The organism is Amycolatopsis sp. NPDC058278 (assembly GCF_042881395.1).
Classification (GTDB): domain Bacteria; phylum Actinomycetota; class Actinomycetes; order Mycobacteriales; family Pseudonocardiaceae; genus Amycolatopsis.
Genome location: NZ_JBHVXZ010000067.1, coordinates 1 through 18,171, shown reverse-complemented (window position 1 = coordinate 18,171; position 18,171 = coordinate 1). Strand labels below are relative to the sequence as shown.

Genomic DNA, 18,171 nt, shown 5'->3' with positions numbered 1-18,171 from the left:
GCGATTACCATTTCGTGGCTACGGCGTGCTTCCGACGGGCACCGGTCTCCCGTCCTTGATCCCCTCGCCCATGTTCATCCATTTGTGGTATTTCGGGCTCCATACCTTGTTCTCGATGGGCTTGTGCAGGGAGAACGTGTTTCCCGTTTCGAGGCTCGCGCCCTCGGCATCCATGTCGTACTCGTAGGGCACCGTGCGGGGTCCGTGGTAGTGCTGGATGACCGTGTAGAGGACGTAATCGACCTTGCCCGTCTTCAGCTCTTTCTCGGTCTTGTCCTCGAACCAGCGCATGTTCGGCGAATGGTCCCGGTCGTTGGCCGGGTCGGCCACGTTGGCGTTCGTGCTGCGGCTGCAGGTCGACAGGTTCCTCAGGTCCGTGCCACTACCGCCCAGCACTGAAGCGAGCGAATGGCAGTTGTTGACCCACGAACGGGGACTCCCGCCGCCGATCGCCTTGACGAACGTGCCTGCCCACTGGTAGCCGGGCGGCCTGATTTTCGAACTGGTGCCGGTGCCTTCGCCGAGATCCGCTTTGGTGACGCAGGCGATCACACCGACCGCGCGATCGCCGTTGGACGAGTCCCGCTCGAAGTAGAACGGTTCCGGGAACTGCTGGCGGCAGTCCCGGGCCTGCCTGCTCTTGTTCTGTGTCTTGTTCTCGGGTTCGGTGTTGACCTGCGACGCCACCGACACCACGGTGACGACCACCCCGGCCGCGTCGACCGCCGCCTGGTAGATGTTCTTGGCCTGGGCCTTGGTGTCGGTGACCACGTTCTCCACCGTGGACACCACCGCCGCGGCCGCCGTCGGCGCGGACGAAACGAGCGTCGGCAGGTTCGTCACCGCCGTGGTCGCCGCCGCGCCCACCGCGATCGTCACGGTCTTGGCCGCGTGTTCCGCGGCGTCACGCGCTTCCTCGGTGATGCGCAGGGCACGCCGGTAGGCGGCCTCGGCGGCTTCTTCGGCAGCCTTCTTTGCCCAGTCCACATAGGACCCGCCGCCACCGCCACCGCCGCCGTTACCGCCACCGCCGCCGTGCGAGCCGCCACCGCCGCCGCCCGAGGAGTACGGCGACCGGCCGCCGCCACCGCACTGGCTGGTCCATGGGTGCGTGTCGCAGAACATGTCGTGCACCGACTCTTTGTGAGCACTGCGGAAAAAGGCGTCGCAGGACATCCCGTAGTAGGCCTCGCAGGAGTCGTCCGCCATCCTGGTCGGCTTCACGACGTTGTAGAGCATCTTGAGTTCCTGCTCGACCAGGTCGAACTTGATGCTCCAGTGGCCGGTCGGGTCGGTGCTGTTCACCGGGTCGGCATTGCCGTACAGGTAACGGTTTCCGTTGCTGGAAGGGGTCGGCGACAACGACACGCTGTCGCGCGAGCCGAACGAGCCCGTGCCCGGGTCGTACCACCGCGCACCCATGTCGACGCGGCCGGTGCCGGGGTCGGTCCAATCGCCCTGGTAGCCGAGGTTGCCGGTGGTCCCGGTATGCGCGATGACCTGGCCGAACGGGCCGTACGCCGTCGATCCGGACAGTCCGTTCAGCGCCGTGTCGGCCGGGTCGAACGCGCCGACCACGTCGTCGTGCCGGTCGCTCAGGGCCAGCCGGTTGCTGCCGCCGGAGCGGACCGCGAGCAGCTCGCCGCCGGAGCCACGGGCATAGGTCTCGCTGCCGTCGGACACCGGGTCGTCGTCTTGTCCCGCATAGGTGAACGCGGTGCCGTTGCGGCTGTCGACCCGGTCGAACCCGTCGTAGCTGTAGGTCTGCCCGGGAGCGGACGTGAGCCGGTCGAAGCCGTCGTAGCCGAATTGCGCGGTACCACCGGAACCGGTCTGCGAAGCCAGCGTGCCGCGCGCGGTGTAGGTGTAGCTGGTGCCGCCCGCGGTCAGCAGCCGGTTGCGCTCGTCGTAGGTGGCCGTGGCCGACCCGGCCTTGGTCCGGTTTCCGGCGGCATCCCACTCGTACCCGGTCGTCACGCCACCGGTGGTGTCGCTGGTGAGCCGCCCGGACTGGTCGTATTTGTAGCTGACCGCGCCCGCGCCCGCGGTGCCCGCGGTGGTCTTGTCGGACAGCTGGTTGTTCAGGTCGTAGTGGTACGTCGTGCTCGCGACCTGCTGCGACGCCGAGTTGGTCAGGATGTCGGTGCCGACCCGGCCGAAGTCGTCGTAGGTGAAGGTCCGCACGCGCCCGGCACCGTAACCGACGGTCTTGACGTTCCCCGCGCCGTCGTAGCCCAGCTGCTCCTTGACCCCGGTCAGCCCGTCGGTGACCGAATCGAGCCGCGCCTTGACGTAGCCGTAGTTCGTCGTACCTGCCGCGTCGGCCCGGCTGGTCTGGTTGCCGTCGCCGTCGTAGGTGAAGGCTGCGGTACCGGAAGGACCGGTCGAGCCGAGCAGGTTTCCGCGGTCGTTGTAGACGTAGGAGTTCATGCCCGCGCCCGCGTTGGTGCCGACCGCGCGCCCGGCCAGGTCGTAGCCGAGGTGGCGCGGTGTCGTGGGCGTCTCGGCGCCGGTTGCGGTGCCGTCGGTCGGCCGGTTCGCCGCGTCGTAGGTCACCTGCTGGACGACCCCGCCCGGTGCCACGTCGCGGACCGCGTTGCCGTTCTCGTCGAAGCTGGTGGTCCAGGTTCGGTCGACGGCGTTCGGCTGGGCCGCGGTGGCCGGCTCGATCGTGGACTCGACCAGGCCGAGGCTGTTGTACGTCGTGGTGGTGGCGTTTCCGCGCCCATCGGTGAAGCGGGTCATGTTGCCCGCGGCGTCGTAGCCGAACGACGAGGTGATACTCGTCTTGGCGTCGACCGGCTCGACCTGGCTCACCAGCTGGTTCGCTGCGTCGTACGCGAACGTCCTGGTCGCCTGCAAGGCATCGGTGACCGAAGTGCGGTTGCCCGCCAGGTCGTAGCCGTAGTGCGAGGTCCGCAGCGTGGTGCCGTCCGGCTTGAGGTCGGCCGAGGCGATCACCTGGCCCAGCAGGTCGTAGCCGGTCTGCGAAGTGCGGCCAAGGCCGTCGGTTGCCCGGACCTGGCGACCCGCGAAGTCGTACCCGTACTGGGCCGGGATGCCGGACGGATCGGTCGTCGTGGTCAGCTCACCGACGGCGTCGTAGCCGTTGACCGTCGTGGCCCCGGTCGGCGAGGTCTGGCCGACCACGTTGCCGGCGTCGTCGTGGCGGATCAGCGTGGTGTATGCCGCCGACACCGGACGGCGTTCGACCTGCGTTCCGGTCGCCTGGCGGTCCAGATCGTCGTACGTGGACTCGCTCCGCGCGCCGGTCGGATCCACTATGGACAGAACGGCACCCGTACGGGAGTAGGTGTACGACGTCACGGCACGGTCGTCGTTGGTCGCGCTCGGCGCGTCGACCGAAACCGTGCGGTCGAGCTGATCATAGGTGCCGCGGATGGCGTTGCCGCGCGGATCGGTGACCGTCGTGACGTTGCCGTTGGCGTCGTATTCGTACCGCGTGGTCGGCGTGAGCGCCTGGCTCGCGCCCGGCGGCAGGTAGCTCGGCGCGGTCCGGCTGGTCATCCGGCCCGCGTTGTCGTAGGCCACGTGGGTGGTGTTGTTCAGCTCGTCGGTCAGCTCGACCTTCTCGCCGAAGGTGTTGTAGCCGACCTTCGTCGTCGGCGCGACCGGGCTTGCCGGGTTCCCGCCGGACTCGACTGGCCGGACCGGTCCGGTCACACCGATCGAGCGGCCCAGCTCGTCATAGCTCAGGTGCGAGGTGAACGCCGCCTTGTCCGCACCGGCCGCGTTGCCGCGCGGGTCGGTCACCGCGGTCGGCAGGCCACGCTGGTCGTAGGCGTACGTCGTGGTGCGCGACGTGGTGCCGTCCGTCGTGGTCGTGGTCAGGCGATTGCCGGCGTCGTCGTAGGTGTAGTCGGTCGTCGCGGGCGTGGCCGAGACGATCCACGGCACGTTCGACGCATTGCCGGAAACCGCGACATGGGTGACGTTCCCGGCCGGGTCGTAGGTGAAGCCGGTCGTGCGCGCGAGCCCACCCGGATCGACCACCGTGGACAGTGGACGGCCGTTGCGGTCCGGCGTGTGCTGCGTGACCGTCGTGCCGTTGCCGGTCACCTGCTTGGTGAGGTGGCCCGCGGCGTCGTAGCTGTCGTCCTCGAGCACGTAGTCCTTTGTGGACCCGTCGGCATTGTGGAAGTTCTTCAGCACCGCGCGGTGCAGCAGACCGTCGCCGTAGCGTTGGTACTCCGTCCGCCTGCCCATCGCGTCGGTCGAACTGGCCAGCCGCCCCGCGAAGTCGTAGCTGTAGGCCTGCAGCACCAGGTAGTCGCCGGTGCCGGTGGGCGGTGCGCCCGCCGGATCGCTGTGCCAGTTCCGCAGCCGCACCTCGGCGACGCTGTTGCGCGCGGTGTAGGCGTAGTCGTAGTGGTTGCCGTTCGGGTCGGTCACCGAGGTGAGGTTGCCGAACTGGTCGTAGCCGGAGCTGGTTTCGTTGCCGTCGGGGTCGGTGACCCGGATCGGCCGGTCGTGCTCGTCGTAGTCGGTCGTGGTGACCCGGGCGGGGTCGCCGCCACCACCGATGTCCGCGACCTGGACGCGGGTCGGGTCGCCGTCCGCGTCGTAGGTGGTCGTCGTCTGCTGCTGGTGCTTGACGCCGGTCACCGCGTCGGTCGTCGCCGCCTCGGTCACCGTCGCCGGGCGCGACCAGCCGTCATAGGTGTAGGTCGTGACGACCCCGCCCGGGAAGCTGTCGGAAATCTCCTTCTTCGTGGTCGTACGGCCGATGGCGTCGTACGTGTACTGCGTGACCAGCCCGGACGGCGCGGTCACCTGGGCCAGGTCGCCGTTGGCGTAGTAGGCGTACCGCGTCACCTTGCCGCGTGCGTCCGTCGTGGTCGCCGGGAGCCCGGCCGGATCGCTGCCGCCGCCGAACGCCGCTTCGGCGCCGGAGGTGTAGGTGTTCACGATCTGGCTGCCGTCCGGGCTCGTCTGCGTAGCCAGTTGGCCGGTCGAGTGGTACGCGTACGTGGTCCGGTAGGTGTTGTCCGTCGCGCTCGCCGAACGGGCGTCGCGGGACTCGGTCGGCAGGTACGACTTCGGGTCGTACTGGTTGGCGATCGTCGCCGGGTACGTCGTGCGCGAGGTCTGGCAGTCGTTCACCGCCCGGCACGTGGTGGTCGAAATGACGTCACCACGGGCGTCGTACGTCATGGACGTCGAGTCGCCGTTCTCGTCGGTGACCGTGGCGAGGTTGCCGTTGGTGTCGTAGCCGTACGTCCGGATGCTCACGCCGTCGGCGTCGTAGCGGACGAACACCGGGCCGCCGGAGTCGCCGGGAATGGTGGTGCAGAACGCCGGATCGTTCGGATCGGGCTGCGTGCAGCTCTCGACCGGTGGCGGCGGTGTCTCGGCCGGTTCGCCCGGCGTGTCCTCGCCGCGGGCCTCGATGCCGAGGGGCTTGCCCTGGCGCAGCAGCCAGCCGCCGATCGCGTCGTACTCGTACAGGCTGGGCCGGTTCGCCGGGTCCAGCACCTCCACACTGCGACGCAGGTCGGTGTCCCCGCCGTAAACCGTCGGCGTGCCGAGCTTCCACGTGCCGCCGTTGTGGTCGGTGTATTCCTTGACCCGGTCGCGCACGACGTCGTAGGTCACCGACGCGACGACCTTGCCGCTCGGCAGCGTCACCTTGGCCAGCTGGTCGGCGGCGGTGGTGCCCGCCTTGTAGTGCGCGGAGACGATCGCCGCGCCCAACGGTCCACTGTAGACGGACACGTCGTCGATGGCGCCGGTGTAGGACCGCTGTGCCGCGGTGCCCCATGACGGCCACGACGCCGGCGTGGTGGCGTAGGCGGCACCAACCTGGTTGAAGGTCAGCAGCGAGGCGTCGATTTGCCGGCCGGTCAGGTCGGCGACCTTCGCGCCGTCCAGATACAGGGTCTGCGTGGTGCCCATCGAGGACAGCACGACCTGATGCCACTTGCCGTCGTTGACCGCGGTCGCCGACGTGATCGGGTTGATGCTGCCGGTGGCGAACTGCCCACGCAGCTTGCCGTCCGTGCCGACGTACAGCACCGGCACGCCGGTGGTGGACGCGGTGCCCAGCGCCTTGTCCTGGTAGCCGAGCAGCGGGCCGCCGGAACCGGTCAGCGAGTTCTTGAACCACAGCTCGACCGCCGCGTCACGGTTCTTCTTCAGCGTGCCCTTCGGCAGGTTCACCGAGGACGTCGTGCCGTTGAAGGACGCCGCGGTGTCCGTCGAACCGGCGAGCGGACCGGCCGTGCCGAGCGTGACGTTGGCGTACGTGCCGACGTCCTTGCCGAGGTTGACCGAGACCTCGCTGCCCGCCGAGGCGCCGTCGGGTTCGCCGAGCCGCCAGTACGACTCCGGATGCGAGTCCAGCACGGCACTGCGGTAATGCGATCCGGCCGTGTAGTCGTAGTTCGTGCAGGCCGAGCCCGGTCCGCACACCGTCTTCAGCGCGTCGGTGGTGTAGGTGTACGCCCAACTCAGCGGAGCACCGTTGACCGCGTCGGTCTGGATCGAGGAGACGTGGTTGCCGGTCCAGAAGAAGTTCAGCGCGCGCCCCGCGGTGTTGGTCACGCTGTTGGAAACCTGTGCCTTGGACAGCTTGCCGGTGTTGGTGTCGTAGGTCAGGATGACGGCGTGCCCCGCGTTGTCGGTCATCCGGCTCAGGCGGCCGGCCAGCGAGAACTGGTACGTCGTGCCGGACTTGTCCAGGAGCTTCCAGGACGTCGAGTCCACGGTCAGCGACGCGGTACGACCGGCGGGCGCGGCGTAGCTGCCGTCGGCGTTCTTGCCGAAGCGGACCTGCTGACCGTCCGGATAGGTCACCACGACGTTGCCGGAGCCGTCGTTGTCCGGCACCAGCTTCATGTCGTAGGTCGTCGACCAGCCGGCGCCGAACAAGCCGTCACGGCGCGGGTCGAGGCTGTTGTAGGTACGCGACAGGCTCAGCTGCGGCCCGACCGTCACGATCGTGGCGTCGACCGCCGCGGTGCTGTAGTTGCCCACCACCGGGTCGAAGGCCTGCTTCCGGTCGCCGGCCAGATGCGAGGTGATGTCCGGCTGCGGTACCGACGTCAGGATCGTCGAGTACGGCGAGTTCACCTCGTTGTTGGCGTCCTTGACGTACGCACGCCACATGTACGCCTTCGTCCAGCTCAGTGTCCCGGCGGGCACGGTCCACGCCTGCTTGGCCTGATAGCCCGAATCCGTGCAGTTGACCGGGTTTCCGGAGTCGTCGCGCAGGCAGACCTGGAACTTGAACTGCAGCGACGAACCCGGCGGCGCGTCGATGTCCAGTGCCCGCGCCCACAGCTGCGGGGTCAGGGTCTGCGCCTGGTACCCGTTGGGCGGATACAGCTCCTGGACGACCGGCGGGATGTCGAAGACCTGCAACACCAGCCGCCCGGGTGGCACCTGGTGGTCGGTGAACACCGGGCCGCCGGTCTTGACCATGGTGAAGTCGAGGAAGTACTTGCCCGGTGGCAGGGCCTTGATGGTCGCGTCCAGCGTCACGCGTCCGCCCCTGGCCACCGTCGAGGTCAGGTTGGCCGAACGCTGCTGCGTCACCGAGGCGCCGGTCGCGGTGTTGTAGGCGCGGTAGGCCAGGTAGTAGTCGCCAGGCGCCCACGCGGCTGCGCTCTTGTTGGTGACCGCGACCTTGATCTTGCCGTCCTGGTTCTGCAGCACGGCCGGGTTCGGCACCGGGTTCGGGATCGAGTACGTCGCGTTGTACGGGCTGTGCGTCACGTACAGCTTCGGCGGGTTGGCCGTGGCGGTACCGGTGAACCACTTGCCGGACAACGAGTCCGTCGAGCCGCGCAGCGAAAGGCCGTAGTTGGCCTGGGTGCCGTCGACCCAGCGCTGCACCAGATCGCGCCCGGCGGTGCCGAGGTTGATCGTCTCGCCCGCGGTCGGGCAGTCCGATGACGAGTGGCCGAACGCGATATAGCCGTGCGCGAACGACTTGCTCGCCAGCGAACCACCCACGGCCGGGCCCGGATAGCTGTAGCCGGAACCGCCGGACCACGAGCCGGTCACCGGGTGCACGTTCAGCTCGCGCGGCTTGCAGGAGTCCGAGTTGTACTCGGTCAGCCAGAGCTGCGCGCCGAAGATCGTGTGGTACTGGAGCTTGCCGACCAGGCTCGAGAACTTGATGTAGGACGCGGAATTGTGCCCGTTCACGGTACCGACGAGCAGGTCCTGGTCGCCCTTGGCCGAGCCGACGCCTTCCTGGACGTACATGGCGTCGTCGGCCGCTCCCCCGTTCACCGGCAGCTGCACGGTGGGGTCGACCTGGACGGGGTAGTGCCGCGCCGGATCGCTGAGCCATCCGGCATCCAGCGTGACCTCGAGCGCCGGCCCGCCGCCGGAGGTCACGAGCCGGTAGGTGACTCCGGCCGACCGCGCCGCGCTCGCGTCCAGCATGTCCCCCGCCGGGATGACCGCCTTCGTGGCACCGGAAGCGTCGGCCAGCAGTACCTGGCCGTGGTCCAGGTGCGGGGTCAAGCCGTCGAGCCGCAACGGGAAGACGTACGAAGTCGGGGCCGCGGACGAGTCGAGGACCAGGGTTTCCTTGACTCCGCCCGGCTTCGCCTCGAGCTTGAGGTCCACGTGCGGCCGGACCCCGGGATAGGTGATCGCGCTGCCACTCACCGTGCCGTTGACCGCCGAAGCGCCGTCGAGACCGAAGGACACCTGCCCGGCGTCCGTCGTCATGGTGGCGAACTGACCGGCCGACGTCGGCGCGAAGCGCAGCCCGGCGGAGTCGGCGGTGTTTCGCCAGCCTGAGCCGCCGTCGGCGGTGAGCGTGGTGTCGATCGGCGCCCAGCCCTGCGGCGTGCGGTAGTTCACCGGCACGGTGGAGAACTCGGTGGTCTCGGTGCCGTCGGTGTTGGCATAGGTCCGGTCGTTGGCGGTCCGCGCTTCGGGGAGCTCACGGCTGGTCGCCGGGTCGAAGCCCGTCGTCGCGGGAGCGGGCGGCGTCCCGACGGATCCCGCGTTCTGCTGCCACTTCACCGCGGGGTAGCGGCTGCGCAGCGTGTCCGGCAGCGTGTGGTTGCGTGACGGATTGCCGGTGGTCCGCGCATCGGCCGACGATGCCGATCCCCAGCGCTGCGCGGGCCCGTGCGCGTACCCCAGCCCGCCGCCGGCGGGCAGCCCGAGGAGGCCGTCGGCCGCGACGCCGCCCACCAGGACGGCGACGAGGCCCAGCGCGACGAGCTTGGCCGGGGCCGACACTGCCCCCCACCCCAGCCACAGGAACCGCAATCGACGTGATTTCCGTCGCGCCATCCGCGCCATGCCTCCCTGGCCGGCAGGGCCGCATACCCCGCTTTTCGAGCTTGACCAGGCGCGATGCGCCTGCGGGGACAGACAGTGACAACCGGATGTGTAGGCAACCTGTATTCGGCGTGTACGCCGGGTTGCTTAGATTCGGCTGAAGTGGCGTGATGCCGACAAGGAGGAACATGCGGTTTCGGGTTCTCGGCCCGCTCGAGTTCCTCGACGACGGCGAGTGGCGACGCGTCGGCGCGGCGAAATGGCGCACCTTGCTGGCCGTGCTGCTGGCCAAGCCGGACCGTGTGGTCTCGGCCGACAGGATCGCCGTCGAACTGTGGGGTGAGCGTCCACCCAAAACGGTGGACAATCAGATCTACGGCTACGTGGCCCGGCTCCGGCGGTTATTGAAGGCCGATCGCGATCAGTTGTTGGTTACCTGCTCACCAGGTTACCGATTGTGCGCCGGTTTCGAGGATATCGACGCCGGCCGGTTCACCGCCCTGGCCGAACAGGGCCGGGCGGCGCTGCGCGCGGGCGACGCCGGCACGGCGACGCGGCACCTGGACGCGGCGCTCGCGCTCTGGCGAGGCTCACCGTTCGAGGACGTCCCGGTCACACCGATGGTCCAGGCCGAAGCGGACCGGCTGACCGAGGCGCGGGCGGGTGCGCTGGAGGACTGGGCCGAGGCACAGCTCGCGCTCGGCGAGCACGCCGAGGTGGTGTCGCGGCTGGCCGATTTCGTCCCCCGCCACCCGCTGCGGGAACGATTGCGTGAGCTTCAGATGCTTGCCCTCTACCGGCAGGGCAGGCAGGCGGACGCACTGGCCGGGTACCTCGAGTTGCGCACGCTCCTGGCCGAAGAACTCGGCGTCGATCCCGGCCAGTCCATCCGGCACCGGTACGAGCAGATCGTGCGTGCCGACCCGGCACTGACGGAGGCTGTCTCCCGGGTGGATCCGGTGCGGCAACTGCCGCCCGACATCCCCGACTTCGCCGGCCGCGCCGAAGAACTGGCGCGAGTCTCCGGCACGGTGTCCTCCGGCTCGGAGGACGGGCCGCCATCGGTCGTGGTGCTGACCGGCGCGCCGGGCGTCGGCAAGTCGAGCCTGGCGGTGCACGCCGCGCACGCCCTGGCCACGCGCTTTCCCGACGGCCAGCTCTACCTGGACCTCGCGGGAACGTCACCGCGGCCCCGGGATCCCGCTGACCTGCTGGCCGATATGCTCGGCGCGGTAGGCGTCCGTGGCGAGTGGATTCCGGACGACCTGCGAGCGCGAGCAGCGCTGTACCGATCGACACTGGCCCGAAGACGCATGCTGGTCGTGCTCGACGATGCGGACAGCGCCGGTCAGGTACGGCCTTTACTGCCCTCGACCGGCAGCTGTGCCGTGATCATCACTACCCGCCGGCCGATCAGCGACCTGTCCGGCACCCGGCACGTCGAACTGGACGTGTTCGAACCCGCGACGGCCCGCGAGCTCTTCACCTCCCTCGTGGGCGAATCCCGGGTGGCAGCCGAACCCGAGCAGGCGGACGCGATCCTGCGGGCCTGCGGCAACCTGCCGCTGGCGATCCGCATCTCCGGCGCCAAACTGGCCGGACGGCCGAAGTGGCCGTTGCGCGTGCTTGCCGAACGGCTGGACGACGAATCGCAGCGGCTCGACGAGTTGCGCGTCGGCGAACTCGGCGTGCGGGCCAGCTTCGAGCTGAGCCTGCGGTCCCTGCCCGCAGACGCGGTGCGGGGCTTCGCCCTGCTGGGCCTGTTCTGCGGACCGGTACCGTCCTGGGTGCTCGGCCCGCTGCTGGACCGGGCCCATGCCGACCCCGTCATGGACCTCCTGCTGGACGCCAATCTGGTCCAAATCTCCGGCACCGACGAGACCGGCCAGCCCCGCTACCGGTTGCCGGGCCTTTTGCGCGACTACGCCGCGGAAACGGCGGCCTCGTATCCCCTGCCGACGCGACAGGCGGCCGTAGCGCACCTGCTCGCGACATGGCTGGACCTCGCCGAACACGCGGCCGGGCACCTGCCACCCAGCCTGTTCCGGCCGACTCCCGGCACGGCACCGCGGCGCCTCGGGCCCGCGGACGTCCGGCGGCGGGCCGCCGGCGACCCCCTGGGCTGGTTCGAGGCCGAGCGTGCCACCGTGCTCGACGCGGTCGCGCTGGCCGCCGACTGGGGCCTGCACGAGGCGGCCTGGGAACTGGCAGTCGCCATGGTGCCGTACTACGACCTCAGGAGCCTGCATCAGGACTGGCTGCGCGGCCACGAAATCGCGCTGGGCACCGTGCGCGAAGCCGGGAACGGACGCGGCGAAGCGGTGCTGTTGAACGATCTCGCGCAGGTACAGATCTACCGCGACCAGTTCGACAGCGCGACACCCAACCTGCACCGGTCACTCGCGCTCTACCGGCAAGCCGGCGACCGGCGCGGCGAAGCACTCGCGACGGCGGCCCTCGCCACGATCGAGCGCGCGCACGGCCGTTACGAGCATGCGCTCGACCAGGCGATCAGGGCACTGGATCTGGTGATCGCCACCGGCGACCAGCACATCGAGGCCCAGCTGCGCAACGGCATCGCGAGAATTCACCTGGCACAGGGCCGGACCGCCGATGCCCGGGCCTGGTTCGACGAAGCGCTGTCGCTGTCGCGCAAGCTGGGCGACGTTCACCGGGAAGCCGTTGTGCTCCGGGAGATGAGCCGGCTGTATGAGGATTCCGGCGAAGCACTGGAATGCCTGCAGACGGCTCATGACATATTCGACGACCTGCACGACGAACGATGCGTTGCGTACACCTTGTTGCGCATGGGCCGGGTGCACGCGGGGCGCCGGGACAGCGCGCGGACGGCCGAGGTACTGACCCGCGCGGCCAAGGTGTTCGAGCGCGACGGGGATCGGATGGGCGAAGCCAGCTGCTGGCAACTGCTCGGCGAACTGGACATCGGGTACGAGGACCCGGTGGCAGCGCGGACACACTTGAGCCGGGCACTTCGACTGTGGCTGGCATTCGGCAAGCACGAGCCCGCCATCGCGGTCGCGGCCCAGCTCCAACAGCTCCAGCTCGGTCGAAGCTGACCTCGGCACGTGCGACAGCTCGTCACCACGGGAACGCGCTGTCGACCTGCTCCAGCAGACCTCACCAACCCGATCGATGCAGAGCACCTCGGGACTGCCTGGCTGGTCCTCCTCCGTCCCCCACCTCCGAAGAATCCGCCGACCACGGTCGTGTGTACCGGCCTCTCGATCCAATTCGGCGCCTGCCGGCCCGGCTGTTTGCACTGAGCGGGTGGCCAAGGAAGTGCTCGAAGGACCTCGCGGTCTGCCCCGCCGTCCATACCGCGACAGAGCGACGCTCCCCGGTCCTGTGCCACAGCTCGGGAGCCCAGCCGTGGCCTGGATGTTTTCTCCGGTGAGCGCGGCCAGCGCGGCGGCGACTTCCTGGACGCTGGCCCGCACGTACGTGGTTGTGATTCCGGCGTCGCCGGCTGAGTCGGCGTGTCCTGCGTAGGCGCGGGCTACGGCGTAGCCGAAGTTGCGTTCCACCCAGGTCAACGTGGTGTGGCGCAGCCAGTGGGTGGAGATTTGCTGCGTGGCCACCCACTGCAGGTGATCTTGCGGCCGGAACGCGAGTGCGCCACCTCGGCGGCAGGCGGTCTCGGTGTGCAGCCGCAGCAGCAGACTGTCCAGCGCCGGATCGTTGCCGGTCGATGCGGCGGTCCGGTTGATCTCGGCCAGGCGGGTATCGGCCACCGCGCGCCGGGTGGAGAGCAGGCGGCGGGGTTTGGCGACCTTGCGGGCCGGGTTGTCGGCCGCGCCGGCGCTGCGGCCGCCGCGGGCGTTGCGCCGGGCTACGACGTTGACCTTCACGTACTCCACCAGCTGCTTGATCTCCGACGGGGTCGGCTCGTCGAGATGGCGATCGCCCCAGTGCTCGGCGATGCGGTTCCAGTAGGAGCCATACAGGCGGCGGGTGCCATCGGTGACGGCCGCCGAGACGGTCGAGATGTACTCCACGAACGTCGGCACCGGCGGACGGCTGACAGGCGCAGCGATCAGGTCTGCGGCCGAGACGCTCATCCGGGCCAGCAGCAGCCGCGCCGCGTCCAGCTCAGCAGCACTCGCCGCCGACGGCGGTGTCTGCGCGGTCATCCGAGATCACCGCCGAGCAGCTCGGCATGGCGTGGGTCGAGCACGTCGCCGAGCACGGCAGGCGGGTGCACGATCAGCACGTCCTGCCGGGGATCGGCGGCCAGCAGGACACGGTCCCCGGGAATCAGGCCACGGCAGTGCCGGGCGGCAGCGGGAAGCCGAAGGTGCCCCTGGTTGGTCACGCTGAAGACACCGCGTGCGTCAGGACGGACGAGGAAGAGCCGGAAGGACCAGCGGCTTGATCACGGCGCCGGTCACAACGACCACCCCGACAGGATGTGACGGGCTAGCCGAGAAGGCGCTGGATCAGCGTGTTGAAGTGCGTTCGGGCACTGATACGTCAGATGGGGCAGGTTTGCCCCGAGTATGTGTCCGAGGGGGGGACTTGAACCCCCGCACGTGGGCCCGGCCAGCTTGGTGCTATGACCACGGCGTGACCGGCCGCGGCAACCGCTCGCCGTCCAAGACGACGTCGACGCGTTCGGTGAGGAAGGCGATGTGCCCGGCGATGTCTCGCGCGTCGGACAGCGGCTCGTCGGAGGTCCAGGCGAGATCGCGGTACCCGCCCACCGACCAGTAGGTCGCGTGTCCCTTGTAGGCGCACGTGGTGCGCGTGTCCGACGGCGTGAGCAGGTCCATCCGGACGTCTTCGCGCGGCAGGTAGTAGCGAGGCGTGATCCCCGTCTCGAACAGCAGGCGGGGCGCGGCCGAGTCGGCCACCACCGTACCGTCGACCTCGACCTGCACCCGGCTGTCGCTGCGCCGGATGTCGATGCGTGAGAACGGGTCACGCGGGTGGCCGACGATCGGTTCGGCCTCCTCGAGCCACTCGTCGAAGGCGGCGAAGTCGAGGATGACATGCTCCCCGAGGTCGGGATCGTCGGGCCGGAAGCCCGCGCCCGGCAGGGTCACGCCGTCCACGGCCAGGGTCTGCGGCCGACCGGGGCAGGTGTGCATGGCGAACGCGGTTCGCGGGTCGAGGACCGGCGGGCCCCCCTCGGCCAGCTGCACCGGGTTCTCCGCCGCCGGTGTGTCGTCCGCCGGGGTCGGCGTCGCGCGGAGGTCCGACAGGGCGAAGGCGTACGAGGGCACCACCCGTTTCTGTTCCCAGACCAGCACGGCCCGCCGCGAGTCGGCGAACGTCCGTCCACTCGCGACCGCCCGTACCCGCTTGGCCACCGGTTCGTACCGCAGCTCGGCCAGGTTTCCGGTGAACCGCGCTCCCATGCGTGTCGCCACGGGTCCACGATCCGCGCCGGTCGGCACGCCGTCAACACCGGCTCGTTAACCCGCGGTCGTCGTCGCGGAGGATGTCGAATGCGTGCCGGCGTTGCGCGGCGAACAGCTCGAACGCCGTCTCCCGCTCGCGGGCTCGCAGAGCGCCGGGAGTTCCCGGTGTTCGGCGGAAACTGCCTGCTCGATCCGCCGCACAGCGGCGTCGATCGCGTCCAGCGCGGCGTCCGGGGCGTGGTGGTCGAACTGTTGTCTGCGGACCCACCAGCCGATCCCGGTCACCGAATCAGACTTCTACCCAATTCGTCATCTCCGTACTGCCCCGGAAGGGTTGAGCAGCCGCCAAGCAGTCCGGCAGCTGCACATGTCCGGCGCGAACGAGCTTCCCGAACGGCGGGGCCGGCCGTGCAGCGTGCGCAGGTCGTCCGACACGTCCGCGCGGGTGCAGAACCCGGGGGGTGCGGACCAGCGCCTCGGTCAGTTCGGAGTCCAGGCCCGCAGCGTGCTCGGCCAGCCGTCGCGCGGCCGGCGTCAGGCGCACGCGTCGGCCGTCTGGTTCGAGCAGCGGCGCACCGGCCTCATAGGCCGGCACGGCGATCTGCTGCGAGACCGTCTACGTGGTGGTGCCGAGCACATCGGCCACCGCCCGCATCGACCCGTGGCGAGAGATCTGTGCCGCGAGGGGCCACGCAATGGATTACCTACTAACGGACGTAGACGCCTGTCGCTCCGTCATGTTGATTGTTGAGTGAGTCTGCGCAAAGTTGCGCGGCTCCTGGAGGTACTCGTGCGTCGTCTTGTTGGAATGGCCGTCACGATAGCCGCCTGCACCTCGGTGGTCACGGTCGCCGAAGCCGTCCCCGCCGCAGCCGCGGAGCCGGGTTACTTCGCTGCCCAGCGCGTCGGCGAACGGCCGCCGATGGGCTGGAACAGCTGGAACAGGTTCGGCTGCGACATCAACGAGGACCTCGTCCGCGGTGCCGCCGACGCACTGGTGTCGTCCGGTATGAAGGACGCGGGCTACCAGTACATCAACATCGACGACTGCTGGGCGGAACAGAATCGCACGGCCGAGGGCAAGCTCGAACCCAGCCACGAACGCTTCCCACACGGCATCAAGACCCTCGCCGACTACGTCCACGGGCTCGGCTTGAAGCTCGGCATCTACACCAGCGCCGGCACACTGACCTGCCAGAAGACCATGCCCGGCGCGCTCGACCACGAGGAGGCGGACGCGCAGTCCTTCGCCGATTGGGGCGTCGACTATCTCAAGTACGACAATTGCAACAACCAGGGTCGACCTGCGATCGAGCGCTACACGAAGATGGGCGACGCGATCAAGAAGACCGGCCGCCCGATGATCTACGCCCTCTGCGAATGGGGCGAGAACAAGCCGTGGACCTGGGGGCTCGACGCCGGTGCGCAGCTGTGGCGCACCACCGGCGACATCAGCGACAACTGGGGCAGCATGACCGGCATCCTCGACCAGCAGGTCGGCCTGGAAAAGTTCGCGGGCCCCGGCGGCTGGAACGACCCGGACATGCTCGAAGTCGGCAACGGCGGCATGACCGACACCGAGTACCGGTCGCACTTCGCGCTGTGGGCGCTCCTGAACGCGCCGCTGCTGGCCGGGAACGACCTGCCCGCGATGTCGCCCGCCACCAAGGCGATCCTCGAGAACAAGGACGTCATCGCGCTGGACCAGGACTGGGCCGGCACACAGGGCCACAAGCTCCGCGACGACGGCGACACCGAGGTCTGGGCGAAGCCGATGTCCGATGGATCGGCCGCGGTAGTGCTCTTCAACCGTGGGTCGGCGAGCACGACCATCAGCACCACGGCGGCGGAACTCGGTCTCGAGGGCCACACCTTCCGGGTCCGCGACCTCTGGACCGGCACGGAAACCGAAACCGCGGGCACCCTGCGCGACGCCGTCGCGTCCCACGACTCGTCCGTCTTCCGGGTCTGGCCGTCGACGCACCCGTCGGCCGCGCCGATGACGACGCTGGCCCTGCCGGCGCCGGACTACGTGCCCGCCGACCGCCCGCTGACCACCACCCTTCAGGTCACCAACGACGGCAGCACGCCGATCACCCAGCTCAGGGCCGCCGTCGCGACGCCCGTGGGCTGGCAGCTCGACGGCCCCGGCACGTTCACGGTTCCGGCCGTACCCCCGGGGAAGTCGTGGCAGCAGCAGATCACGTTCAAGCCGGTGGCGCCGGGTGGCGAGCGCGTCAGGCTGGCGGCCAAAGCCGACTACTTCACCACGTGGGGCAAGCGCGCCTTGGGCTCGGAAGGCACGTCACCGCTCGTCTCCCGCCCGTCGTCAGGCACGACGGCGTTGTCAAAGGCCCCGTGGATGTCGTCCGACAACGGCTGGGGCCCGGTCGAACGCGGCACGAGCAACGGCGAGAGCCGGCCTGGTGACGGCCACCGGATCGCCATCGCCGGGGTCGGCTACGACGACGGCATCGGTGCCCACGCCCCCTCGAGCGTGCGGGTCTACGTCGGCGCATCCTGCGCGTCCGTCGGCGCCCTGGTCGGGATGGACGACGAGAACTCCGGTGGCAGCGTGGGGTTCCGCATCCTCGGTGACGGCAAGGAACTCGCCGCGACGGGCGTCATGCACCCCGGAGACAAGGCACAGGCGCTGTCCGCGCAGCTGACCGGCGTCCAGGTGCTGGAACTGTCGGTGACCGACGCCGGCGACGGCAACACCAACGATCACGCCGACTGGGCGAACGCCACGATCACCTGCTGAGGCCGGCAGCCGCCCGGTTGCCTTCGAGGTGTAAGCCTTGTCCGCCAGCACCCTTACCGTACGGTTCCCGGGCGGGCCACCGGCCGGTCGGCCACGGCCTGCAACGCGGTCAGGATCCGCTGCCACACACCCGGGCCGGTAGTGCACGGTGACGGTCAGGCGCGAGCCGGCCGGGACGCCCGGCGCGGCGGGCGCCGAGGCGGATCGCAAGCACCCCAGCCTGTGCCGTTGCCGTACCCGCCTCCAGAAGAAGTAGCGCCGTTGAGTCCCGGCACCAAGGCCACCAGCTGGGCCGAAACCACGCGGGCGCCGGAAGAAGCCCAGATCAGCTGGCTCACGACCGTCCGTGCCGACGGCCGACCACACGTGACACCGCTGGTCGCGGTGTGGCTGGACGGGGCGATCCACTTCAGCACCGGCGCCACCGAACAGAAGTACCTCAACCTCACGGCGAACCCGAACATCGTGCTGACCACGGGCCGCAACGCCTGGGACGACGCCCTCGACGTGATCGCCGAGTGCTGCTGCCCGATCTCGTCACCAGCGTCGAACAGCACGCCGAATGGACGAGGCAGCTGCTCGCCGCAGCGTCCGCTGCAACCCTCGGCGATCCGACCGCACAGACGCACCGACAGCAATGACCACATGTCCCCGGTTGGCCGGTTTCGCAACGCCCAACAGGGGGAGCATACTTGCGATTTGTGACGAGACGAGCGATTTGGATAGCAACTGCGGGAAGCATCTTCCTACTGGGCC

General features: G+C 69.4%; 7 protein-coding genes. 3 read left to right on the top strand and 4 right to left on the bottom strand.

All coding sequences use genetic code 11. The features are described from left to right. Window positions 1–18: 18 nt before the first annotated feature. Complete coding sequence (locus ACFVYA_RS30075; protein ID WP_387049756.1) at window positions 19–9,228, bottom strand: RHS repeat-associated core domain-containing protein; 9,210 nt, start codon at window positions 9,226–9,228, stop codon at window positions 19–21. Between the two features lie 230 nt (window positions 9,229–9,458). On the opposite strand from ACFVYA_RS30075, the gene ACFVYA_RS30070 reads away from it, so the two are divergent. Beyond that, window positions 9,459–12,347, top strand: a complete 2,889-nt coding sequence (locus ACFVYA_RS30070) for a BTAD domain-containing putative transcriptional regulator (protein WP_387049755.1) — start codon at window positions 9,459–9,461, stop codon at window positions 12,345–12,347. A 1,070-nt stretch (window positions 12,348–13,417) separates the two neighbouring features. On the opposite strand, the gene ACFVYA_RS30065 is transcribed toward ACFVYA_RS30070, so the two are convergent. The 3 genes from ACFVYA_RS30065 to ACFVYA_RS30055 all read right to left on the bottom strand — a co-directional run bounded on the left by ACFVYA_RS30065 (window position 13,418) and on the right by ACFVYA_RS30055 (window position 14,936). After that, window positions 13,418–13,603 carry a hypothetical protein gene (locus ACFVYA_RS30065; protein WP_387049753.1) on the bottom strand — a complete coding sequence of 62 codons (186 nt, stop codon included), beginning with the start codon at window positions 13,601–13,603 and terminating at the stop codon, window positions 13,418–13,420. A 238-nt stretch (window positions 13,604–13,841) separates the two neighbouring features. Continuing rightward, window positions 13,842–14,660 (bottom strand): DUF427 domain-containing protein, encoded by an 819-nt coding sequence (locus tag ACFVYA_RS30060; RefSeq protein ID WP_387049752.1) that lies wholly within the window; start codon window positions 14,658–14,660, stop codon window positions 13,842–13,844. Between the two features lie 45 nt (window positions 14,661–14,705). Beyond that, window positions 14,706–14,936 carry a hypothetical protein gene (locus ACFVYA_RS30055; protein WP_387049750.1) on the bottom strand — a complete coding sequence of 77 codons (231 nt, stop codon included), beginning with the start codon at window positions 14,934–14,936 and terminating at the stop codon, window positions 14,706–14,708. Window positions 14,937–15,459: 523 nt separating this feature from the next. Between ACFVYA_RS30055 and ACFVYA_RS30050 the strand changes: the two genes are divergently transcribed. Together ACFVYA_RS30050 and ACFVYA_RS30045 are read left to right on the top strand one after the other, a co-directional pair. Beyond that, window positions 15,460–17,415, top strand: a complete 1,956-nt coding sequence (locus tag ACFVYA_RS30050; protein ID WP_387049749.1) for an NPCBM/NEW2 domain-containing protein — start codon at window positions 15,460–15,462, stop codon at window positions 17,413–17,415. 261 nt (window positions 17,416–17,676) lie between these two features. Then, entirely contained in the window at window positions 17,677–18,120 is a 444-nt protein-coding gene (locus ACFVYA_RS30045) for a pyridoxamine 5'-phosphate oxidase family protein (protein ID WP_387049747.1), read from the top strand. Window positions 18,121–18,171 lie beyond the last annotated feature (51 nt).